Annotated in this window: 18 protein-coding genes; 7 read left to right on the top strand and 11 right to left on the bottom strand. The window is 74.1% G+C overall.

Features of this window, described 5'->3' with window-relative positions; translation table 11 throughout:
* The 7 genes from ACH9EU_RS11530 to dinB form a co-directional block, all read right to left on the bottom strand.
* On the bottom strand, window positions 1-1,369 hold a 1,369-nt coding region (locus ACH9EU_RS11530), incomplete at its 3' end, for a UDP-N-acetylmuramyl-tripeptide synthetase (RefSeq protein WP_396414072.1).
* A gap of 86 nt (window positions 1,370-1,455) precedes the next feature.
* Window positions 1,456-3,438 (bottom strand): penicillin-binding transpeptidase domain-containing protein, encoded by a 1,983-nt coding sequence (locus tag ACH9EU_RS11525; RefSeq protein WP_396414071.1) that lies wholly within the window; start codon window positions 3,436-3,438, stop codon window positions 1,456-1,458.
* A gap of 78 nt (window positions 3,439-3,516) precedes the next feature.
* On the bottom strand, window positions 3,517-4,212 hold the full coding sequence (locus ACH9EU_RS11520) for a hypothetical protein (RefSeq protein ID WP_396414070.1): 696 nt from the start codon (window positions 4,210-4,212) through the stop codon (window positions 3,517-3,519).
* The gene (gene rsmH, locus ACH9EU_RS11515; RefSeq protein ID WP_396414069.1) at window positions 4,209-5,210 is read right to left on the bottom strand and encodes a 16S rRNA (cytosine(1402)-N(4))-methyltransferase RsmH; all 1,002 of its coding nucleotides are present in this window, start codon (window positions 5,208-5,210) and stop codon (window positions 4,209-4,211) included. The genes ACH9EU_RS11520 and rsmH overlap by 4 nt, the downstream gene beginning before the upstream one ends.
* A 223-nt stretch (window positions 5,211-5,433) precedes the next feature.
* Window positions 5,434-5,865: a division/cell wall cluster transcriptional repressor MraZ gene (gene mraZ / locus ACH9EU_RS11510; RefSeq protein ID WP_396414068.1), complete on the bottom strand. Its 432-nt coding sequence runs from the start codon at window positions 5,863-5,865 to the stop codon at window positions 5,434-5,436.
* Window positions 5,866-6,396: 531 nt separating this feature from the next.
* Entirely contained in the window at window positions 6,397-6,780 is a 384-nt protein-coding gene (locus tag ACH9EU_RS11505; protein ID WP_396414067.1) for a DUF3040 domain-containing protein, read from the bottom strand.
* A gap of 55 nt (window positions 6,781-6,835) precedes the next feature.
* Window positions 6,836-8,092, bottom strand: coding sequence for a DNA polymerase IV (gene dinB, locus ACH9EU_RS11500; RefSeq protein WP_396414073.1), 1,257 nt, complete (start codon window positions 8,090-8,092; stop codon window positions 6,836-6,838).
* A 203-nt stretch (window positions 8,093-8,295) separates the two neighbouring features.
* Here dinB and ACH9EU_RS11495 point away from each other — a divergent pair, with 203 nt between their 5' ends.
* On the top strand, window positions 8,296-9,447 hold the full coding sequence (locus tag ACH9EU_RS11495) for a polyprenyl synthetase family protein (RefSeq protein ID WP_396414066.1): 1,152 nt from the start codon (window positions 8,296-8,298) through the stop codon (window positions 9,445-9,447).
* A 45-nt stretch (window positions 9,448-9,492) separates the two neighbouring features.
* On the opposite strand, the gene ACH9EU_RS11490 is transcribed toward ACH9EU_RS11495, so the two are convergent.
* Window positions 9,493-9,879 carry an Rv2175c family DNA-binding protein gene (locus ACH9EU_RS11490; protein ID WP_396414065.1) on the bottom strand — a complete coding sequence of 129 codons (387 nt, stop codon included), beginning with the start codon at window positions 9,877-9,879 and terminating at the stop codon, window positions 9,493-9,495.
* A gap of 119 nt (window positions 9,880-9,998) precedes the next feature.
* Here ACH9EU_RS11490 and ACH9EU_RS11485 point away from each other — a divergent pair, with 119 nt between their 5' ends.
* Both ACH9EU_RS11485 and ACH9EU_RS11480 read left to right on the top strand, forming a co-directional pair.
* Window positions 9,999-11,210 (top strand): LysM peptidoglycan-binding domain-containing protein, encoded by a 1,212-nt coding sequence (locus ACH9EU_RS11485; protein ID WP_396414064.1) that lies wholly within the window; start codon window positions 9,999-10,001, stop codon window positions 11,208-11,210.
* Between the two features lie 45 nt (window positions 11,211-11,255).
* Complete coding sequence (locus tag ACH9EU_RS11480) at window positions 11,256-12,449, top strand: protein kinase domain-containing protein (protein ID WP_396414063.1); 1,194 nt, start codon at window positions 11,256-11,258, stop codon at window positions 12,447-12,449.
* An 86-nt stretch (window positions 12,450-12,535) separates the two neighbouring features.
* On the opposite strand, the gene ACH9EU_RS11475 is transcribed toward ACH9EU_RS11480, so the two are convergent.
* The gene (locus ACH9EU_RS11475; RefSeq protein WP_396414062.1) at window positions 12,536-13,927 is read right to left on the bottom strand and encodes a class II 3-deoxy-7-phosphoheptulonate synthase; all 1,392 of its coding nucleotides are present in this window, start codon (window positions 13,925-13,927) and stop codon (window positions 12,536-12,538) included.
* A 42-nt stretch (window positions 13,928-13,969) separates the two neighbouring features.
* Window positions 13,970-14,821 carry a 1-acyl-sn-glycerol-3-phosphate acyltransferase gene (locus ACH9EU_RS11470; RefSeq protein ID WP_396414061.1) on the bottom strand — a complete coding sequence of 284 codons (852 nt, stop codon included), beginning with the start codon at window positions 14,819-14,821 and terminating at the stop codon, window positions 13,970-13,972.
* 146 nt (window positions 14,822-14,967) lie between these two features.
* Here ACH9EU_RS11470 and ACH9EU_RS11465 point away from each other — a divergent pair, with 146 nt between their 5' ends.
* The 3 genes from ACH9EU_RS11465 (at window position 14,968) to ACH9EU_RS11455 (ending at window position 18,258) form a co-directional block, all read left to right on the top strand.
* The gene (locus ACH9EU_RS11465) at window positions 14,968-15,786 is read left to right on the top strand and encodes an alpha/beta fold hydrolase (protein WP_396414060.1); all 819 of its coding nucleotides are present in this window, start codon (window positions 14,968-14,970) and stop codon (window positions 15,784-15,786) included.
* Window positions 15,783-16,208 carry a hypothetical protein gene (locus tag ACH9EU_RS11460; protein WP_396414059.1) on the top strand — a complete coding sequence of 142 codons (426 nt, stop codon included), beginning with the start codon at window positions 15,783-15,785 and terminating at the stop codon, window positions 16,206-16,208. Before ACH9EU_RS11465 ends, ACH9EU_RS11460 begins: the two co-directional genes overlap by 4 nt.
* A gap of 145 nt (window positions 16,209-16,353) precedes the next feature.
* Entirely contained in the window at window positions 16,354-18,258 is a 1,905-nt protein-coding gene (locus ACH9EU_RS11455) for an AMP-binding protein (protein WP_396414058.1), read from the top strand.
* 12 nt (window positions 18,259-18,270) lie between these two features.
* On the opposite strand, the gene ACH9EU_RS11450 is transcribed toward ACH9EU_RS11455, so the two are convergent.
* Window positions 18,271-19,728: a mycothione reductase gene (locus ACH9EU_RS11450; RefSeq protein WP_396414057.1), complete on the bottom strand. Its 1,458-nt coding sequence runs from the start codon at window positions 19,726-19,728 to the stop codon at window positions 18,271-18,273.
* 81 nt (window positions 19,729-19,809) lie between these two features.
* Between ACH9EU_RS11450 and ACH9EU_RS11445 the strand changes: the two genes are divergently transcribed.
* Window positions 19,810-21,174: a phenylacetate--CoA ligase family protein gene (locus tag ACH9EU_RS11445; RefSeq protein WP_396414056.1), complete on the top strand. Its 1,365-nt coding sequence runs from the start codon at window positions 19,810-19,812 to the stop codon at window positions 21,172-21,174.
* Window positions 21,175-21,232 lie beyond the last annotated feature (58 nt).

Genomic DNA, 21,232 nt, shown 5'->3' with positions numbered 1-21,232 from the left:
CGTCGCGGATCCGCGCCGGGTCCTCGTCGTGCGGGTCGTCGTCGGTCACGACGACGACGTCGGCGTGCCGCGCGGCGACCTCGCCCATGATCGGGCGCTTCGTCCGGTCCCGTTCGCCCGTCGCGCCGAAGACCACGACGAGCCGTCCCCGCGGCGGGTCGACGGCCTCCAGCGCCCGGCGCAGGGCGTCCGGGTTGTGCGCGAAGTCCACGACGGCGATCGGCTCGGCGCCGATCAGCTGCATCCGCCCGGGCACGTCGGTGGTCAGCGGGTCGGACGCGTCGAGGACCCGCTGGACCTCGGCCGGGTCCGCCCCGGAGGCCAGGACCATCAGCACCGCCAGTGCGGCGTTGGCCACGTTGAAGTCCCCGGGCAGGCCGGTGGAGACCCGCAGCGTCCGGCCGTCCCGGTGCCGCAGCTCGAAGGAGTGCCCGATGCCGTGCCGGGCCGGGGCCGTCACGGTCCAGTCCGCGAGCTCTCCGGACACGGTGCCGTCCAGCGCGACCGTGTCCACGGCCTCGGCCCCGAGCTGCTCGCGGGCGTGGGCGGCCATGCGCGCGGCCCAGACGTCGTGCTCGTCCTGGACGACGACGACGGCGCGCCGGGTCCGCTCCCGGGTGAACAGCCGGGCCTTGACCGCGAAGTACTCCTCCATGCTCCCGTGCAGGTCGAGATGGTCCTGGGTCAGGTTGGTGAATCCGGCCACGTCGAAGCGCACGCCGTCCACGCGGTGGAACTGGAGGGCGTGGGAGGAGACCTCCATGGAGGCCGCCGTGATGCCGCGCTCCCGCATGAGGGCGAGCAGTGCGTGCACGTGGGGAGCCTCCGGGGTGGTGAGCCGGGAGGGGATGGGCTCCTCGCCGGCGAGGATCTCGATCGTCCCGATGAGGCCGGTGCGGTGGCCCAGGGCACGCAGCAGCGAGTTGGTGAAGTACGTCGTCGTCGTCTTGCCGTTCGTGCCCGTCACGGCGAACAGCGTGGGCGCCGTGCCGTCCTCGGGGCGGGAGTCGTAGACGCGGGCCGCGATGGCCCCGACGGCCCGGCGGGGATCCGGGGAGACGACCACGGGCAGCTCCACGCCCGCCCGGTCGAGGAGCTCTGCGCCCCGGGCGTCCGTGAGCACGGCGACCGCTCCGGCGCGGGCGGCGTCGGCGGCGAACTGGGCGCCGTGGGCTCGGGCGCCGGGCAGTGCCGCGTAGAGGTCGCCCGCCCGCAGCTGACGGGAGTCCAGGGAGACGCCGGTGACGTCGGCGGAACGGGCGGGGGCCGGTGCGTGCGCGAGGCGGGCCGTCTCCGCGAGGCTCAGCGGGCGGGGCCGGGCGGGGCGCATCGTCTGCGCGTCGTGTCCCTGCTGGGCTGTCGCGTCCATCAACGTCCTTCGTGATCTGGTGGCGGGTGGGGGGGCCCGCCGGGTGGGGGGCGGTCCCGGTCTGACCGGGACGGCGATACGGAAGTCTAGCCGCCCTCGTCGGCCGGGCGGGACGGGACCACCGCCTCCCGGGCCGCCGAGGCCTCCTGTCCCTCCCCGTCAGCCGTGGCCGCGCCCTCCTGCGCGGAGTCGTCCTCCTCCGCTCCGGGGGCCTCGACCTCCGGCGGGGCGTCCACAGCCGGGACGTCCTGCGTGCCCTCCGCGGTCCTCGGGTCGTCCGTGCCCTCGGGGTCGTCGGTGCGCAGGGGGATCTCGACCGGCTCCGTGGTCGAGGGCGGGACGTCGTAGTGGCGCAGCACCTGGCCCATGATCTTGCTGAAGGTCGCCGTCGTGCCGATGGTCCGCACGTCGCCCTTCGGCCGCTGGAGGGTCACGGCCACGAGGTACTGGGGGTCCTCGATCGGCGCGACCCCCACGAAGGAGGTCGTGTAGCCGTCGTAGCCGCCCTTGGGGCTGGGAGCCTCGGCCGTGCCGGTCTTGCCGCCCACGCGGTAGCCCTCGACGGCCGCGTCCTTGGCGCCGCCCTGGGTCACGGTCACCTCCATCATGTCGAGGACCTGCTCGGCGGTCTTCTCGGAGACGATCCGCTCCCCCTCGGGCCGCTCGGCCGGCGTGGTGGTGCCGTCGGGCTCGACGTAGGACTCCACCACGCGCGGCTCGACCTGGACCCCGCCGTTGGCGACGGCCTGGAAGATCGTGGCCGTGCGCAGCGGGGTCTGTGCCACGCCCTGGCCGAAGAGCACCGTGTACTGCTGGCGCACGTCCCACTGGTCGGCGCTGGTGAGGATCCCGGGCGACTCGCCGGGCAGCTCGACGCCCGTGCGCTCGCCGACCCCGAACCGCTTCATCCACTCGTGCCGCTGCTCCGGGGAGAGCTTGCCGCCGACCAGCACGGTGCCGGTGTTCATGGAGTCGGCGATGATCCCGGCGAACGTGCGCCGCTGCTCGCCGTGGTCGAAGGCGTCCGTGATCTTCTGCCCGTCGATCTCCAGGAAGGGCGGCACGGTGACCTCCGTCCGGGGGGTGGCGATCCCCTCCTCCACCGCCGCGGCGGCCGTGAGGATCTTCTGGGTGGAGCCGGGCTCCACGGCCTGGGTGACCGCGCGGGCGCCGAGGTCCGCGGGCTCCGCCGAGCCGATGTCGTTGGGGTCCACGGTCGAGGAGTCGGCCAGCGCCAGCACGGCCCCGTCCTCCACCCGCATCACCACCGCGGTGCCCCACTCGGCGTCGAGCTCCTCGGCCCGCTCGGTGACCGCCTGCTGGGCGATGAACTGCACGTCGCTGTCGATCGACAGCTGCACGGAGGTCCCGTCCACCACGGGGCTCTCCTCCTGCGGGGCCACGGGGATCCGCACGCCGTCGGCGCTGATCTCGAACGTGCGGCTGCCGTCCGTGCCCCGCAGCAGCTCGTCCTGGGTCTGCTCGATGCCGCCCAGGGCCTCGTCGTCGCCGCCCATGAAGCCGACGACGCTGCCGCCCACCGGTCCGTTGGGGTAGATGCGGTCGGAGGCGGGCTGACCGTAGACGTAGGGCAGGCCGAGCTCGCGCACCGTGTTCCACTGCTCCGGGGTGACGCCGCGCGCGACGTAGGCGAAGGGCTTGTCGCCGTCCAGCGACTCCTTGACCTCGGCGTCCTCGAGCTCGAGGGCGTCGGCGAGCCGGTACACGGCCTCCGTGGGGGTCACGGTCTCCGTGGTCCCGTCCGCCCGGGGCCGCTCGAACTCCCGCACCAGGGACTGGTCCACGGTCACGTCGTAGCGCTGGAGGGTCCGGGCCAGGACCTTGCCCGCGGTGTCGCGGATCTCGCCGCGCAGGGCGGGGACGACCTCGGTGCGGGAACGCTCCTGAGCCGCGGCCTCGGCCCGTCCGGCCGCGTCGAAGCCCTGCACCCACACCAGGCGCAGTCCCAGGACCACCAGCAGGGCGAGGACGAGGGCGACGCCGATGCGGCTGCGGCGGGTGCCCAGGGCATCCTCACCGGTCGGCGTCGTCGAACGTGCGCGTGCCACGTGGTTGCCTCGTTCCTGGTCAGGGGTGGGGGTGGTCCGGGGAGGTGCGTCGCCTCCGCGAGGAGGCCGCCGCCCCGGTCACTCCCCGGGCGTGCGCTGCGGCGGGGCCGGCAGGACGCCGTCCGCGACCCCGGGGGCCGACGCCGCCCGTCGTTGCCGCTCCTCGGCCTTCGCACGCTCCTCCGCGGCCTTCTCCCGCTCCCGCTCCGCGGCGCGGTCCGCGGCCTCGGACCCGGTCTGGTGGGCGTGGTCGACCAGGATCTCGTGGTTCTCCCGGGGCTGCGCCGGCTGGGGGTCGCCCTCCACCGTACCCTTCGTCAGGTCGACCGTGCCCGAGTCCTGGGCGGGGACCATGCCCAGGTCCGAGGCCATCACCGCGAGGTTCTGCGGGGCGTTGTAGAACTCCAGGTCCTGGGTGAGCGCCTCGTTCTGCTGGCTCAGGGCCTGCTCCTGGGCCCGCAGCTCCACGAGCCGGTACTGGCCGCCGGAGATCTGGATGTTCAGCACGAGGATGGAGGCCAGCGCGACCACGAGCGCGATCAGGCTGAGCACCACCGTGGAGAGCCTCCGCCGCCGGGCCTGGTTCGGCACGACCGACAGGGGCGCCCGTCCCGCGCCGGGCGCCTCGGCCGGACGGGACGCGGGGACCTCGAGCTGCCGGGCGGAGCTGCCCTCGACCGGAGGGCGCTGAGCGCGCCGGGCCGCCCAGGCCCCGATGCCGGTGCGGGACGCCGCCGGACGCGCCGGTCGTCGCTGGAGTCCGGTTGCGCTCATGCCTCGTACCTCGTCGTGTTCGGTGCTGTGTGCCGGATCGCCGGCCGGATGCGCTCGACCGCGCGCAGACGTGCGGACGCGGCTCGGGGGTTCTCGTCGATCTCGCGGGGCGTGGGGGTCTCGGTCCCGCGGGTGAGGATGCGCAGGGTGGGCTTGTGCTCCTCGAGCTCCACCGGGAAGCCCTTCGGCGCCGTGGAGGTCGCACCCCGGGCGAAGGCCTGTTTGACGATGCGGTCCTCGAGCGAGTGGTAGCTCATGGCCACGACGCGTCCGCCGACGCGGACGGAGTCCAGGGCGGCGGGGATCGCCCGGCGCAGGACGTCGAGCTCCTCGTTCACCTCGATGCGCAGCGCCTGGAAGGTCTGCTTCGCGGGGTGGCCCTTCCGGTGCTGCGCGCCCTGCGGGACGGCCGCGCGGACGACCTCCACGAGTTCCCCCGTGGTACGCAGCGGGGCCTGCGCGCGGCGCTCGACGACGGCACGGGCGATCCGGGCCGCGAACCGCTCCTCGCCCCAGTCGCGCAGGATCCGGCGCAGCTCGGCCTCGCTGTAGCCGTTGACCACGTCCTCGGCGGTGCGTGGGGCCGTGGAGTCCATGCGCATGTCGAGCGGGGCGTCGTAGGAGTAGGCGAAGCCGCGCTCCCGCTGGTCCAGCTGGAGGGACGAGACGCCCAGGTCGAAGAGCACCGCGTCGGCGTCGCCGAAACCCAGCTCCGCGAGCGCCTCGGGGATCCGGTCGTAGGTGGTGTGGACGGGGTGGAACCGGCCGGCGAACCGGGCGAGCCTGGCCCCGGCCAGTGCGTGCGCCTGGGGATCCCGGTCCACCGCCACCAGCTGCAGCCGGGGGAACCGGCGCAACAGCGCCTCGGAGTGCCCGCCCATGCCCAGCGTCGCGTCCACCGCCACGGCTCCGTCCTCGGCGAGCGCCGGTGCCATGAGTTCGAGGCAGCGCTCGAGCAGCACGGGGACGTGGAGCTGCTCGGCTGGGCGTTGCGCCATGGGCCCTCTCTTCGGCGGTCGGGGGGATCGGTGGGGTGGCCGGCGCCGTGGCGACGCCCGGGTGGACTGACGGGCCTTGCAGGATCAGAACCCCATCCGCTGACCGCCTCTCGAATCCGGCCTGGCTCAGGGGAAGTTGAGCCAGGACGGTGACGGCTGTGCGGCTGGAGATCTCATCCGGGAAGCGCCTCGCACGCTCCGCGGTCTGGTTCGCGGCTCTCGGTCAGAAGAGCCCGGGCACCACTTCTTCCTCGGTCTCGGAGAAGGCGGCCTCCTTCTCGCTCAGGTAGTCGTTCCAGGACTGCGCGTCCCAGATCTCCGCCCGAGAGCCCGCGCCGATGACCGCCAGCTCGCGGTCCAGCCCGGCGTACTCCCGCAACGGAGGCGGTATGGTGACGCGGCCCTGCTTGTCCGGAACCTCGTCCGAGGCGCCCGAGAGAAAGACACGGATGTAGTCCCGTGCCTGCTTCGAGGCCAGCGGAGCGGCCCGGAGCTGCTCGTGGACCCGCTCGAACTCACCGATGCTGAAGACGTAGAGGCACCGCTCCTGGCCTCGCGTCAGGACGAGTCCGTCAGCGAGCTCCTCCCGGTACTTCGCCGGCAGGATCAAGCGGCCCTTCTCGTCGAGACGGGGTGAGTACGTTCCGAGAAACATGCTCACCGCCTCTCCAGCCCGAGAGTTCTCCCAGATCCATCTCCGCGCCCCACTTTACTCCACTTCACTCCCCGGTCAACGAAACCGGGGCCGGGCCGCCCCGGCGTGGCGCGCCGCGGCACGCCCCGCGACGGCATCCGCGCTGGTCAGGGGCGGGGGCGAACCGGTGGGGTGGAGAGGAGCGCCGTGGAGCGGGGCGTGGGGCGGGTCATGGCCCGCGCGTGGCGGAGGGCCGCGGAGGACCGGGGGCGGCCTGCCGCAGGCCGCTCCGGACGGGGAACGGACGGCCCGGGGAGCGGAGTGGAGGCCCCGCGCCCGCTGCCGGGGAGGGCAGTGGAGCGGCCCGGCCCGCCGCCCGGGGAGGGCGGTGGAGCGGCCCGGCCCGCCGCCCGGGGAGGGCAGTGGAGCGGCCCGCCGCATCTCGAGCACGAAGAAGCTCCCCGGCGGTAGGCCGGGGAGCTGGTCGAATGCTGTGCTGTCGGAGGGCGCGCGGTGGTGGTCCTGTCGAGGCGTGCGGTGCGGAGCGGCCGGCTAGGGCTGACCGCCCTGCCCACCGGAGTTGCGCTGGTCCCAGCGTTGCTCGAGATTCTGCAGGAACGGCGAGGACCGTCGGGGCCCTCCCCCCTTGCCGGGTCCCCCTCCGGAGCCCGGTTTGCCGGAGCGCAGCGTCGCGACGTAGACGCCCGCCCCCATGACGAGGAAGCCCAGGACACCGATGAGGGTCAGTTTGGCCATGATCCCGGCGAGCAGGACGAGCAGGCCGACCACGGCGATCACGATTCCCAGGACGATGTTGCGGGTGGAGGCTCCCCGGACGGCACGTGACCCCATGCTCGTCACGAACCTCGGGTCGTCCGCGTTGAGCTGCTTCTCCAGCTGGGCCAGGAGCTGTTGCTCGTGCTCGGACAGTGGCACGGTATGCCTCCTCATCCTTCGGGTGCGGGGTCCCCGGCTGTTCCGGCGCCGCCTGCTACCAGGATAGCCCGTCGGGTGGGGGTTTGGCACCGCGCACACGGCTGTCAACAGGCTCGGAATTCCCTGCCCGATCCCGTGGTGCGGAGGGGAGCAGGCGCGCCGGGCCGAGGCGGTCGGCGCCGAATCGTGCGTGCACCCGGTCCATGGCTTCCTCGGCCGCGCTCCACTCCTCCTCGCGACCGTCGAGACTGAGCTGGAGGGCGTCCGTGGCGTGCTCCAGGCGCTCCGCCCTGATCCCGATCAGCCGCACGGCCTGGGGCCGGTCGCCGATCTCCGCGAGCAGACCGGCTCCGTGCTCGAGCAGGTCGTGGGCCGACGTGAACGGGTGGGCGAGGGTCCGCGAGCGCGAGATGGTCGTGAAGTCGGCGTAGCGCAGCTTGAGCCCCACGCGCCGCGAACGCAGTCCCTGGCGCCGCAGCCGGGACGCGGTCCGGTGGCTCAGCCGCAGCAGCGTGTCGTGGAGCACCTGCCCGTCCGTCACGTCCTCGGGGAACGTCTCCTCGGCGCCCACGCTCTTCTCCTCCCGAACCGGAACCACCGGCCGCGGATCGCGGCCGTGGGCCAGCTCGTGGAGGTGCAGGCCGGCGGCCTGTCCGACCAGGCGGGTGAGCTGCGGCAGCGGCGCGGCGGCGAGGTCCCCGACCGTGCGCAGTCCGGCACCGACGAGGGCCTCGGCCGTCCGGGCGCCCACGCCCCAGAGGGCCGAGACCGGCAGCTCCGCGAGGAAGGCGACGGTGTCCTCCGGCTGGACGAGCAGCAGTCCGTCGGGCTTCGACCGCGTGGAGGCGATCTTCGCGACGGTCTTGTTGACCCCGATCCCCACGGAGGCGGTCAGGCCGAGCTCTCCCTGCACCCGGGCGCGCAGCCGGCGGGCGATGCGCACCGGGGGGCCGAGCCGGCGGACCGCTCCCCCGACGTCGAGGAAGGCCTCGTCCACACTGATCTGCTCCACCCGGTCCGTGATCTCCCAGAACATCTCCATGACCCGGCGGGAGTAGGCGTCGTAGGCACCGCGGTGGGGCTCGAGGAGGACGGCCCTCGGGCACATGGCCCGTGCACGGGCCAGGGGCATGCCCGACCGGACGCCGTAGGCTCGGGCCTCGTAGGAGGCGGAGAGGACGACCGAGCGGTTGCCGGCGGCCGCGACGACGACCGGCCGCCCGCGCAGGTGCGGGGAGGCCAGCAGCTCGACTCCCACGTAGAACATGTCCATGTCCACGTGCATGACGGCGCAGGCCCGCCAGCGCGCCATCCGCTCACTCGACGTCTCCGTCACCGTGCCTCCGTCACCACGTCCTCCTCCTGCACCGGCACAGCATAGCCGCCACCCCCGACGTCCTCGGAGGGCCCCGACCGGGCCCCGATCGCACCCGCCCCCTTGGGTAGGGTGGAGCCGAGACGGCGGGGCCGGCCAGGTCCACCCGCCACCGCCTTCGAGACCGAGGTCGTCCGCCCATGACCCCCGCACCGCCACCGCACCGCCCCGGGGCGCCCGCCGGCACCGCGCCGAGCTCGGCCCCCGAGGACGCCTTCCGCGCCGAGGACGAGCTCTTCGTCCGCCGGCTGCACGCCGAGCTGGAGGTCTTCTTCGATGGTCAGCGGGAGCTCCTCTCCGGCATCTCGGCGGACACCCTTCCCCTGCTCGACGCCGTGGCCGAGCTCTCCGCGGGCGGCAAGCGAATGCGCGCGCGGCTGTGCTACTGGGGCTGGCGCGCCGCCGGAGGCGACCCCGAGGATCCGACGGCGGTCCGGGCGGGAGCGGCTCTCGAGCTCTTCCAGTCGGCAGCGCTGATCCACGACGACGTCATCGACCGCTCCGACACCCGCCGGGGCGCCCCCAGCGTCCACCGCCGCTTCGAGCACCTGCACGCCGCCCGGGGCTGGAGCCTCGACGGACCGGCCTTCGGCGTGGCCTCAGCGATCCTCTCGGGCGACCTGTGCCTGTCCTGGAGCGAGGCGCTGTTCGCCCGGGCCGCCTCGGCGGCGCCCGGGGCCGAACGCGCCCGGACGGTGTTCGACCTCATGCGCTCCGAGGTCATGGTCGGGCAGTACCTGGACGTGCACGGCGAGGTGGCCGGGGCGGGCCGGGACCGGGAGGGCGCCGTCCGGCGCGCCCTGGACGTGATCCGGTACAAGTCGGCCAAGTACTCCGTGGAGCACCCCGTGGTGCTCGGCGCCGCATTGGCCGGCGCGGCCGATCGCGACCTCGAGCGGTGCTCCGCGTTCGCGCTCCCCCTCGGCGAGGCCTTCCAGCTGCGCGACGACGTCCTGGGGGTCTTCGGCGACCCCGCCACGACGGGCAAGCCGGCGGGTGACGACCTGCGCGAGGGCAAGCGCACGGTGCTCGTCGGCTTCGTGCACCGGCTGGCCGGGGCGGACGACGCCGCCCGGCTCGAGGCGGCCCTGGGCCGGCCCGACCTCGACGAGGACGAGGTGGCCGGGCTCCGCGAGATCATCACGGACTGCGGCGCCCTGCGCTCCACCGAGGAGCTCATCGACTCCCTCAGCCGGGAGGCCTTCGCGGCCCTCGAGCGGGTCGCGGCCGAACCCGTGCCGATGGCCGCACTGCGGGCGCTCGCCGCGGCGGCGGTCCGGCGCTCCTCCTGAGCACCGGTGGCGCACCCGGGCGCGCCACCGGTGCTCAGCGGCCGGTCACCAGGCCAGCGCCTGCGCCCGTCGCCGGATCTCCGTCTTCCGCCCGTCCCGCAGCGCGTCCACCGGCCGGCCCGGCAGGGACTCGTCCGCCGTGAACAGCCACGTGATCGCCTCCACGTCCGAGAAGCCCGAGTCCCGCAGCACCGCCACCGTGCCCTTCAGCGAGTCGAGCACGGTGTGGCCGAGCAGGAACGCGGCGGGCACGCGGCGGACGTTGTCGTGGGGGCTGCGCACCGCGAGGAGGGCGCCCTCGTCGACGAGGCCGTGGACGCGGGTGACCACGACGCCCAGACGCTCGGCGACGTCGGGAAGGGGCAACCACTCCTGGACGAGCCCGTCCAGTCGGTCGAACTCCTCGGTGCTGATTCCGGATGTGTTCTTCACGCCCCCAGCGTGCCACGACCTCGGGTGACCGTGCCACGCGGGCACGCCACGGTATGCTCGACGGGCGGAGACCGCTGAGACCTCCGCGCCTTCCCCGATCAGCGTCAGAGAGTCCCTCCATGCCGTTCCCCCCAGACCACGACACGACCGATCCCGACGACGCGGCGCACAGCACCTCCTCCCCCCGCACGGACGGCCCGTCCGCGCCCGCCGGCTCCCCGGAGGAGCGATCCGCAGGCTGGGCCCGCCTGGCCCGCACGGGCTCCGCCGCGACCGCCGTCGCGGCGCTCGCCGCCATCGGCGGCGGGTCCATGGCCCAGGCCGCTCCCCCGCAGACCCCCCAGGTGGCCTCGGCGCCCGTGCTGATCGGCCAGCAGGGGCCCGAGGTCCCCGAGCACACCGTGTCGCGCGGCGACTCCCTGTGGGCGATCGCCCAGCGCCACGGCGTCGAGGTCGCCGACCTCATGCGCTGGAACGACCTCTCCGGGGCCGCGGTGCTGCACCCGGACCAGAAGCTGCGTCTGGCGGGGGCCGAGAAGACAGAGCGCCCCGGGGAGGCACCGGCCCCCGAGGAGCCGGGGCCCGCCCCGGAGCCCGCCCCGGAGGACTACGTCGTGCGGCCCGGGGACTCGCTGTGGAGCATCGCCCAGGCGCACGAGGTGTCCGTCCAGGAACTGCTGGAGGCCAACGACCTCACGGTCGGCTCCCTGCTGCGACCGGGCCAGGAGCTCGCCGTGGGGGGCCCCACGCTGCGGCCGGCCTCGGCAGCGGAGCCCGAGCCGGTGCCCGAGCCGGCCGCCCCGCCCGAGCCCGAGCCCGCAACGGAACCCCGCCCGGAGCGAGCGGTCGGCGACACGTTCCTGGGACGCACCTACGAGGACGCCGTGGTGGATTCCGCCAACCGCCACCACGCGGAGCTGGCGTCCCGCCCGGTCCCGTCCCGTGAGCAGATGCGGCAGATGGTCCGCGACACGGCCGAGCGGATGGGCGTGGATCCGGCCCTGGCCCTGGCCCACGCCCACCAGGAGTCGGGATTCGACCACCGGGCCGTCTCACCCGCCGACGCCGTGGGCACGATGCAGGTCATCCCCGACGCGGGGGCCTGGGCCTCCGCCATGGTGGGCCGCGAGCTGGACCTGATCGACCCCCAGGACAACGTCACGGCCGGGGTGGCGATCATCGGCCGGCTGGCGCGGTCCGCGGAGAACACCGACGAGGCCATCGCCGCGTACTACCAGGGCCTGCACGGGGTCCAGAAGTACGGCATGTACGAGGACACGAAGCGGTACGTCAAGAAGGTCAAGGCGCACCGCGAGTCCTTCTCCCGGTGAGGCGCGGCCCAGCGATCGCCCAGCACCGGGCCGTAGGCTGACGCCGTGCAGCACGCGCTCCCCGACCACCTGACCGGCACCCTGCTCGAGGGCCGCTACGAGCTCGGCCCGCGCATCGCCCGCGGGGGAACGGCGGCCGTGTACCGCGCCGAGGACACCCGGCTCCAGCGCGTGGTGGCCGTCAAGCTCATGCACCCGCACCTGGCCGAGGACCCGGCCGCCGCGGAGCGCTTCGTGCGGGAGGCCCGGGCCGCCGCCCGGCTGTCCCACCCCCATGTCGTCTCGGTGCTCGACCAGGGCCACGCGCCCGACGGGGTGCCGTACCTCGTCATGGAGCACGTGCACGGAGTCACGCTGCGCGACCGTCTGCGCCGCCGAGGCAGGCTCACCCCCCGGGAGGCGCTCCAGATCATGGAGCCGGTCCTGGACGGGCTGGCCGCGGCCCACCGCGCGGGGCTCGTCCACCGCGACGTCAAACCGGAGAACGTGCTGATCGCCGACACGGGCCGGGTGACGGTGGCGGACTTCGGTCTCACGCGCGCGGTCGACCAGCACACCGCCACCGGCACCGTGCTGGGCACCGTGGCCTACGCCGCCCCGGAGCTCGTGACCGGCCGGCCCGTGGACACCCGCGCGGACGTCTACTCGACCGGGATCGTGCTCTTCGAGCTGCTCACGGGACGCCGGCCCTTCACCGGCTCACCCGTGGCCGTGGCGCGGGCCCACGCCGAGGGCCGCGTCCCCGACCTCCGCTCCCTGGACCCCGGGGCACCGGCCGGGCTCGCGCGCCTCGTCGCCCGGGCCACGGCTCGGGAGCCCGAGCGGCGACCCGCGGACGCCGCACGGATGCTCGAGGAACTGCGCGCGGTGCGCGCGGGGATGCGCCCGGCGGAGCTCGACCGGCTCCACGGGGAGCACGGCCCGCCCACCGCCGCGCACCGACCGGCGGCGACGGAGGGCCTCCGGCCGGGCACGGCGCCGGGCGCCGCCGCGACGGAGGCACTGCGCCCGGACGCGACGCGCCCGCTCGCCGCGGACCCGGGCCGGCCCGGGGACCACCGGAGGACCGGCGCCCCTCGTGCAGCCCGACGCCCCGGCGGGTCCTCGGACCCCTGGCGGCCCCAGGTCGAGCTGCGTCCCGTCCGCCCGCTGCGCGCGGCCGTGACCGCGGCCCTCGGTGGGCTGGCCGTGGGGGCCTCGGCCTTCCTGGGCTGGCTCATCGGCACCGGACCGGGCTGACCGGGGAGGGCTGACCGGACCGGCCGAGCAGGACCGACCGGGACGTGCGGGCGGCCCCCGAAGAACCTCCCGCAGGGCTCCGGCGCTCAGCGGCGGGAGAGGTACCCCGCCACGAGGAACGCGATCTCCAGCGACTGCATGTGGTTGAGCCGCGGGTCGCACAGGGACTCGTAGCGGTCCACGAAGGACGCCTCGTCCACGGGGTCGGACCCGCCGAGGCACTCGGCCACGTCGTCACCGGTCATCTCCACGTGGATGCCCCCGGGGAAGGAGCCGATGGCCTCGTGCACCTCGAAGAAGCCGCGCACCTCGTCCACCACGTCGTCGAAGTTGCGGGTCTTGTACCCGGAGGGCAGGGACACGGTGTTGCCGTGCATCGGGTCGGTGACCCACACGACCTTCGCGCCCGAGCGCTCGACGGCCTCGACCAGGGGCGGCAGCTTCTCACGGATGTTCTTGGCGCCCATTCGCGTGATGAAGGTGAGCCGGCCGGGCTCCCGCTCCGGGTCCAGCTTGTCGATGAGGGCCAGGGCGTCGTCGCCGGTGGTCTTCGGCCCGAGCTTGACGCCGATCGGGTTGCGCAGCCGGGAGAGCAGGTCCACGTGGGCGCCGTCGAGCTCACGGGTGCGCTCACCGATCCACAGGAAGTGCCCCGAGGTGCCGTACGGCAAGTGGGTGCGGGAGTCGATCCGGCTGAGGGCCCGCTCGTAGTCCAGCAGCAGGGCCTCGTGACCGGCGTAGAACTCCGTGGTGCGCAGGGCGTCGAAGTCGGCGCCGCACGCGTCCATGAACTTCACGGCACGGTCGATCTCCCGCGCCAGGGACTCGTAGCGGGCGTGCGCCGGGTTCGTGGTGAAGCCCATGTTCCACGCGTGCACGAGTCGCAGGTCGGCGAAGCCGCCCGTGGTGAAGGCCCGGATGAGGTTCAGCGTGGAGGCGGAGGTGTGGTAGCCGCGCACCATGCGCCGGGGGTCGTGCGTCCGGGACTCCTCCGTGAAGTCGAACCCGTTGACCATCTCGCCGCGGAAGCTCGGCAGGGTCACGCCGTCGCGCGTCTCGTCGTTGGACGAGCGCGGCTTCGAGAACTGTCCCGCCATCCGGCCCATCTTCACGACCGGCATCGAGGCCCCGTAGGTGAGGACCACGGCCATCTGCAGGAGCGTCTTCACGCGGGCGCTGATCCGGTCGGCCGTGGCCCCCTCGAAGGTCTCGGCGCAGTCGCCGCCCTGCAGGAAGAAGGCCTGGCCGTTGGCGACCTCCCCCAGCCGGGAGCGCAGCTGGTCGACCTCCCCCGCGAAGACGAGCGGGGGGACCGCGTTGAGCTCGGCGATCGAGGACGTGAAGGCCGGGTGGTCGCGCCAGGTGGGCTGCTGGTCGGCGGCCAGGTCGCGCCAGTCGTCCAGCCCCGGGTAGTCGGCCGCGGAGGGCACGGGCGAGCCCAGGTTGCGGAGGCTGTCGGGAACGGTGTAGTCGAGCATGGTGTCTTCCTGTGTCTCGTCCGGGTCGGGCCGGGCGGGGATTCAGCGTGCGGTGGGACGCTTCTCGTCGTCGGAGGCGGGCTCCGGACGATCGCGGTGGGTGATGGCGTCCGCGGCGTTCTTCGCGGACTGCGCGGCGGTGCGCGCCTTGTCCTTGGCGCTGCCGACCATCTCGGCGGCGGCCTGCCTGGCCTCCTGGCGCTTCTGCTCGGCGAGGCGCTTCTTGTGGTCACCGGCGTAGACGTCCACGGACACCTGTCCGGACAGGGCCTGGATGGCCCGCATGATCTCGTCGGTCACCTCGCGCAGCAGCGCGTGCTCGCCCTGCCGGCCCCGGTAGCCGGAGAAGTCCAGCGGCTCGCCGAAGATGGTGGTCACCCGCGCCTTCCGGCGCGGCAGAGGCATCCGGGAGCCGACGGGCTGGACCTTGTCCGTGCCGACCATGGCGATCGGCACCACGGGCGCCCCCGTCTCCAGCGCCAGCCGGGCCACGCCGATCTTGCCCTTGTACAGGCGTCCGTCCGGGGAGCGGGTGCCCTCCGGATAGATCCCGAGCAGCTCTCCCTCCGCGAGCTTCTGCCCGCCGTTGCTGAGGGACGTCGCGCTCGCCCGGCCACCGGAGCGGTCCATCGGGATCTGGTTGATCGCACGGAAGAAGGCCCCCACGACCCGGCCCTTGATCCCGGGGCCGGTGAAGTAGTCGGACTTCGCCAGGAAGAACACCTGGCGCGGCACGGCGACGGGCATGAACACCGAGTCGGAGACCGAGAGGTGGTTGCTCGCCAGGATGGCGGGTCCCTCGGTGGGCACGTGCTCCAAGCCGCGGACCTCGGGACGGAAGGCCACGTTGACCAGCGGGCCGACGACGTAGCGCTTCAGGAACATGTAGACCATGTGGGAGAGGACTCCTTCGTGGTGATCGGGGTGTCGCGTGGGTCCGTGGCGCTCGGACCGGATCCGGCCTCCGGTATTCTCTCACGTCCGCGCGCCGGGCGGGGCCAGGGGCACCGCCCGGCGGTCCCTCCTGACATCATGGACCCATGACTCCGCCGGACGAGGCCCGCCTCCAGCCCTCCCCCGCCGACCCGTTCCGCTTCCCCGCCGAGGGGGCGGCCGGGGTGCTCGTGCTGCACGGGTTCACGGGCGTCCCGTTCAGCGTCCTCCCGTGGGGCCGGGCCCTGCACCGTACCGGAGCGGAGGTCGTCGGCCCCCTCCTGCCGGGGCACGGCACACGGTGGCAGGAGCTCGCGGACGTGCGGTGGGAGCAGTGGCGCGACCACGCCGCGGAGCACCTGCGGTCCCTCCGCGAGCGGCACGACGTCGTCGTGGTGTGCGGGCTCTCGATGGGCGGCACGCTGGCCCTGCACCTCGCGGCGAGAGAGCCCGTCGACGGGGTCGTGGCGGTGAACCCCGCCCTGTCCTTGGTGAGCCGCGCGGCACCCCTGGCACCCGCCCTGCGCCACGCCGTGGCCTCCGTGGACGCCGTCGCGGACGACATCAGCGTGCCCGGGGTGACCGAGCACGCCTATCCGCGCACACCGGTGGCGGGAGTCGCCCAGCTCGGCCGGCTCATGTCCCGCACCCGCCGGATGCTGCCCTCCGTCACGGCGCCCGTCCTGGTGCTGCGCTCGCGGCACGACCACGTGGTCTCCGAGGCCTCGACGCGGCACGTGCTGCGCCACGCGGGCGGTCCCGTGGAGCTCGTCCGGCTCACCGAGAGCTTCCACGTGGCCACCCTCGACCGCGAGGCCGACGTCGTCCACGCCCGGTCGGTGCGGTTCCTCGGCGACCTCGTCGGCGGGCGCGACCCCGTGACCGCGCTGGCCCCCGACGGCGAGCCCCGGGGAGCGGGCCGGTGACCGGGCGGCCGGGCGGGCCCGCGCCCGGGCCCGAGGAAGAGTGGGCCCGGATCGTGGCCGGACTCGAGGACGTCCGCCGAGCCGGGGACCGCCACCTTCCCGGCCCCCGCGACTGGTCCCCCGAGGAGGCGCCCCTCCCGGAGTCCGCCGTCCCGGAGTCCGCGGCCGGGACGGCCGACGACGACGCGCCCTACTCACCCGACCCGGGGCCCGTCACACAGGGCCTGAGCGGCGTGGCCCTGCTGGCCTGGACGGTCCTGATCGGGGTGCCCGTGCTGCTCGTGGTCCTGGCGCTGCTGCCGGGGTCCCTCCCGTGGTGGGCGGTGGTCACCGGCCTCGTGGCGGTGGTCGTCGCGATCGGCGTCCTGCTGCGCCGGCTTCCCGAGGAGCGCGACGACCTCGACGACGGCGCCCGCGTGTGACGGCGTGTGCGTGAGCGAACTCACTAGACTGGGACCGTCGGCACACCCGAGCCGATCCGCTCACGCCGTTCCTCCGGACCCGGCCCGCCCGCCCGACCCGAACCACCCGTTCCGACCCGCCGATCACGACCTGAGGAGAACCACCATGCGCCACGTCGCCACCGAAGCCCTCGTGGACCCGCCCGTGCACCGCAGCATCACGGACTTCCTCGTGGCGCAGGCGGAGCGCGACGGCGACCCGCACCTCTACACCGTGCTCTCCGCCGACGCGGCGCCTCGTGAGGTGCACGCCCGGGAGTTCCACGCCGCCGTGCGGGGCGTGGCCAAGGGCCTGGTCGCCGCCGGCATCGAGCCCGGGGACCGGGTCGGCATCCTCAGCCGCACCCGGTACGAGTGGACGCTGGTGGACCTCGCGATCTGGTACGCCGGAGCAGTGCCGGTCCCCGTCTACGACTCCTCCTCGGCCCAGCAGATCTCCTGGATCATGGGCGACTCCGACGCGCGGGCCGTGTTCGTCGAGACGGAGGCCCTCGAGAACGCGGTGCTGGCGGCCGCCGAGGAGTCCGCCTTCCGCGCCTCCGAGCGGATCTGGCGCCTGGACGGGACGGGCACGAGCCTCGACGACCTCACCCGCTCCGGGGCGGAGGTCTCCGACGAGGAGCTCGAGGCGCGCCGGACGTCCCGCGGGCTCGACGACATCGCCACCATCATCTACACCTCCGGGACCACCGGCGCGCCGAAGGGGTGCGAGCTGACCCACGGCAACTTCGTGCGGCTCAGCGAGAACACCGCCCTGGTCGTCTCGGACATCGTCCACCCCGGAGCCCGGACGCTGATGTTCCTGCCCCTGGCCCACGTCTTCGCCCGCTTCGTGGAGGTCATCGCCCTCTACACGGGGACCGCCCTCGCCCACACCCCGGACGTGAAGAACCTCATGGCGGACCTCGCGTCCTTCCGGCCGACCTTCATCCTGGCCGTGCCGAGGGTGTTCGAGAAGATCTACCAGAGCGCACGGCTCAAGGCCGAGAAGGGCGGCAAGGTCAAGACGCTGATCTTCTCGCGCGCGACGGCCACGGCCGTGGCCTACTCGACCGCGCGCCAGGCCGGGCCCGTGCCGCCGCTGCTGCGCGCCCGGCACGCCCTCTTCGACCACCTCGTCTACTCGAAGCTGCGGGCGGCGATGGGCGGAGAGGTCACGCACGCGGTCTCGGGCGGCGCCGCCCTCGGCACGCGCCTGGGCCACTTCTTCAACGGCATCGGCGTCTACGTCGTCGAGGGCTACGGGCTCACGGAGACCACGGCCCCGATCTCCGTGAACACGCCGGAGGTCGGCAAGATCGGCACCGTGGGCCGGGTCCTGCCGGGCAACGAGATCCGGATCGCCGACGACGGCGAGGTCCTCGTCCGCGGCGCCCACGTGATGCGGAGCTACCACGGCCGCGAGGACCTCACGGCGGAGGCCTTCGAGGACGGCTGGTTCCGCACCGGCGACCTCGGCACGCTGGACGAGGACGGGGCGCTGAGCATCACCGGCCGCAAGAAGGAGATCATCGTCACCGCAGGCGGCAAGAACGTGGTGCCCAATGTGCTCGAGGACCCCATCCGCGCCTCCGCGCTGGTCTCACAGGTGATGGTCGTCGGCGACGACCGGCCGTTCGTCGCCGCGCTGATCACCCTGGACCAGGACGTCCTGCCGGCCCGGCTGGAGCTGATGGGCCTCGACCCGTCGATGCCCATCGCCGAGGCCGCGCGGCACCCGAAGGTCGTGGAGCACGTCCAGGAGATCGTGGCGCACGCCAACCGCGCGGTCTCCCGGGCGGAGGGCATCCGCGCCTTCGAGATCCTCGACGTCGACTGGACGGAGGCCTCGGGCCACCTGACCCCCTCCATGAAGATCAAGCGCGCCAGGATCGCCCAGGACTTCGCGGAGACGATCGAGGAGATCTACTCGCGGCCGGCGCCCGCCGAGGCGCCGGTGTCCAGCACCGCGGCGGAACGGCTCAGGGGGAAGCTCTCCTCCGCCCACCTGCCCGGCCGCGGCGAGGGCTGAGCACGCCCCGCGTCACCGTCCCCTGACGAGCTCGTGCGGGGGCAGGGGGGTGTGCTCGGGCACGTCGAGGCCCAGCAGGGCGTTCTCCACGACCTCGCTGAGGGCCGGATGGATCCAGTACTGGCCGCGGGCCATCGCATGGGCGTCGACGCCGAAGGACATGGCCTGGACCAGGGGCTGGATCAGCAGGGAGGCCTCCTCCCCGATCAGGTGGGCGCCCAGCAGCCGGCCCGTGCCCTTCTCCGCGACGATCTTGCACAGCCCGGTGTGGTCCTCCATGGCCCAGCCGTAGGCCGTCGCCCCGTAGTCCTGGACCTTGACGGTGATCTCCGTGCCGTTCTCGACGGCCCAGTCCTCGGCCTCGGCCTGGGTCATGCCCACGGAGGCGATCTGCGGGCTCGTGAACACGGCGGAGGGCACGAACCGGTGGTCGGTGGCACGCAGGTCCTCGGGGTGCAGCAGGTTGTGCTGGACCGTCCTGGCCTCCGCGTTGGCGACGTGCTTGAGCTGGTACGGCGAGCAGATGTCGCCGAGCGCCCACACGCCCTCGACCGGTTCCCCGCCGTGGAGGGCGTGCTGGAACTCGTCGACGGCCAGCAGACCGTCCTCGCGCACGTCCAGCCCGCCCGCCCGGGCGTCCAGCACGTCCGTGTTGGGCTGCCGTCCGGTGGCCACGAGCACCACGTCGGCGGGCAGGCGCATGGTCAGCTCGGGGTCCTCCGGGTCGTGGAAGGTGACCGTCACCGCGGAGCCGTCACCGGCCGACTCCTCGACCCCGGCCAGCGACCAGCCCGCCTCGAGCTTCCACTGCCGTGAGGCCTCGCGGGCGAAGCGTTGGGCGATCTCCGGATCGTGGTATCGCAGGATGCGGTGGGACCTGTTCACCTGGGTGACCCGGGAGCCGAGGCTCGAGAACATGTGGGCGAACTCCGCGCCGATGTAGCCGCCGCCGACGACGACCACGCGCCGGGGGAGCTCGTCGATGCGCATGACCGTGTCCGAGGTGTGGACCTGGGGCAGGTCGATGCCGGGGACGTCGGGGACGACCGGCCGCGACCCTGCCGCCACGACGATCTGCCGCGAGGTCAGCTCATGACCGGAGGCCGTGCGCAGGGTCCGCGGGCCGGTGAAGCGCACCCGCTCCTCGACGACCGTCACGTTCGGCAGGGTCCGGCGGTACTCCAGCCCGCCGTGGGAGATGGCGTCGATCCGCCCGAAGATCCGGTCGCGCATCTCGCGCCAGCGCACGTCCCGGACCTCGGCCCGCACGCCGAGGCGGTCCGCCTCGACCGCGTGCCGGGCGAGGGTGGCGGGGTACACGTACATCTTCGTGGGGATGCAGCCCACGTTGAGGCAGACCCCGCCGAAGGTCCCGCCGTCCACGATGGCCACGTCCAGGCCGTCGAAGTCCTCGGTGAGGATCGAGTTCCCGGAGCCCGAGCCGATGATGATGAGATCGAATTCGCGCATGGCGCCCATCCTATGCGGGCCTCGTGCGGTCGCCCGGCCGGCCCTACGCTGATCCCACGGCACGAGGACGGAGGCCCCGGGATGCTGGGCGTGGCGGCGGACGCGTGGTGGGTCGAGCACGCCGGGCCGGAGGCGGTCGCCCGCCGACAGCGGGCCCGCCTGGCGGCTCTCGTCCGGCACGCCCGCCACGCGTCGCCCTACTACCGGCGGCTCTACCACGGACTGCCCGCGGAGGTGACGGATCCTCGGGTGCTGCCGCCGGTCGACCGGCCGGGACTCATGGCCCGGTTCGACGAGTGGGTGACCGACCCGCGGCTCACCCTGGAGGCCCTGCACCGCGACGTGCTGGACGGCCCGTCGCCCGTCGGCGCCCGGTACCTCGGCGGCTACCACGTGATCACCACGTCGGGGACCAGCGGAGAGCCCGCGGTCCTCGTCCACGACCGGGCGTCCTGGGCCGCGGCCGCGGCCGTGCTGCGCGTCCGGGCCCGGCGCACGGCCCTGCGTCCCGAGGTGCTGGGGCCGGTGCTGCGCCACGGCCTGCGCACCGCCGTGCTGGTGGCCACGGGCGGGCACTTCGCCGCGGTGACCGTGGCCGAGGACCTGCGCCGGCGCAGCCGTGCGCAGGCCCGGCGGCTGCGGGTGGTGTCGGTCCTGCGCCCGCTCCCGGAGATCGTCGCGGAGCTGGAGGAGTTCCGGCCCACGGTCCTGGTGGGCTACCCGAGCGTCCTCCGGCTCCTGGCCGGGGAGCGGCGCGCCGGGCGGCTGGGGGTCGACCCCGCGCTGGTCGCCGTCGGGGGCGAGACGCTCACCCCGGCGGCCCGCAGGGCGATCTCCGGCTCGTTCGGCTGTCCGGTGCTCGACGAGTACGCGGCCTCGGAGGTCCCCGCCCTGGCCGTGGAGTGCCCCCGCGCGGCCCTCCACGTCAACGCCGACCGCTATCTCTTCGAGCCCGTCGACGAACGGCTGCGGCCGGTGCCCCCGGGCACCGTGTCCGCCACCGCCCTCGTGACCAACCTCGACAACCGGGTCCAGCCCCTCCTGCGCTACGACCTCGGCGACAGCGCCGTGCTGGCGGCCGGGCCGTGCCCCTGCGGCAGTCCCCTGCCGGTGGTTCGGGTGGAGGGGCGCAGCGGCGCCGTCCTCCGGCTCCGGGCCGGGGCCGGGCCGACCGTGGAGGTGCCTCCCCTGGCGCTCGGCACGGTGATCGGGGAGACGCCGGGGGTGCGCCGGTTCCAGGCGGTGGGCACGGGACCCGAGACGCTGACCGTGCACCTGGAGCCCGACCCCGGTGCCGACCTCGTGCTCATCCGCTCGGCCGCCGAGGCTCGGCTGCGGGCGTTCCTGGACGCCCGCGGGCTGGTCACGGTCGCCGTCCGGCACTCCCCCGATCCGCCCCGTCCGGACCCGCGCAGCGGGAAGTTCCGGGAGGTCTGGTCGCGGTGACGCCGTCCCGGGACCGGCCGGAGGGCCCGGGCTCCGCGCGGTCCGGGCCCTGAGGGCC

Source organism: Kocuria rhizosphaerae (assembly GCF_044462265.1).
GTDB classification, from domain to species: domain Bacteria; phylum Actinomycetota; class Actinomycetes; order Actinomycetales; family Micrococcaceae; genus Kocuria; species Kocuria rhizosphaerae.
Note: the sequence above shows the minus strand (reverse complement) of the source record. Positions and strands in the feature narration are given on the sequence as shown.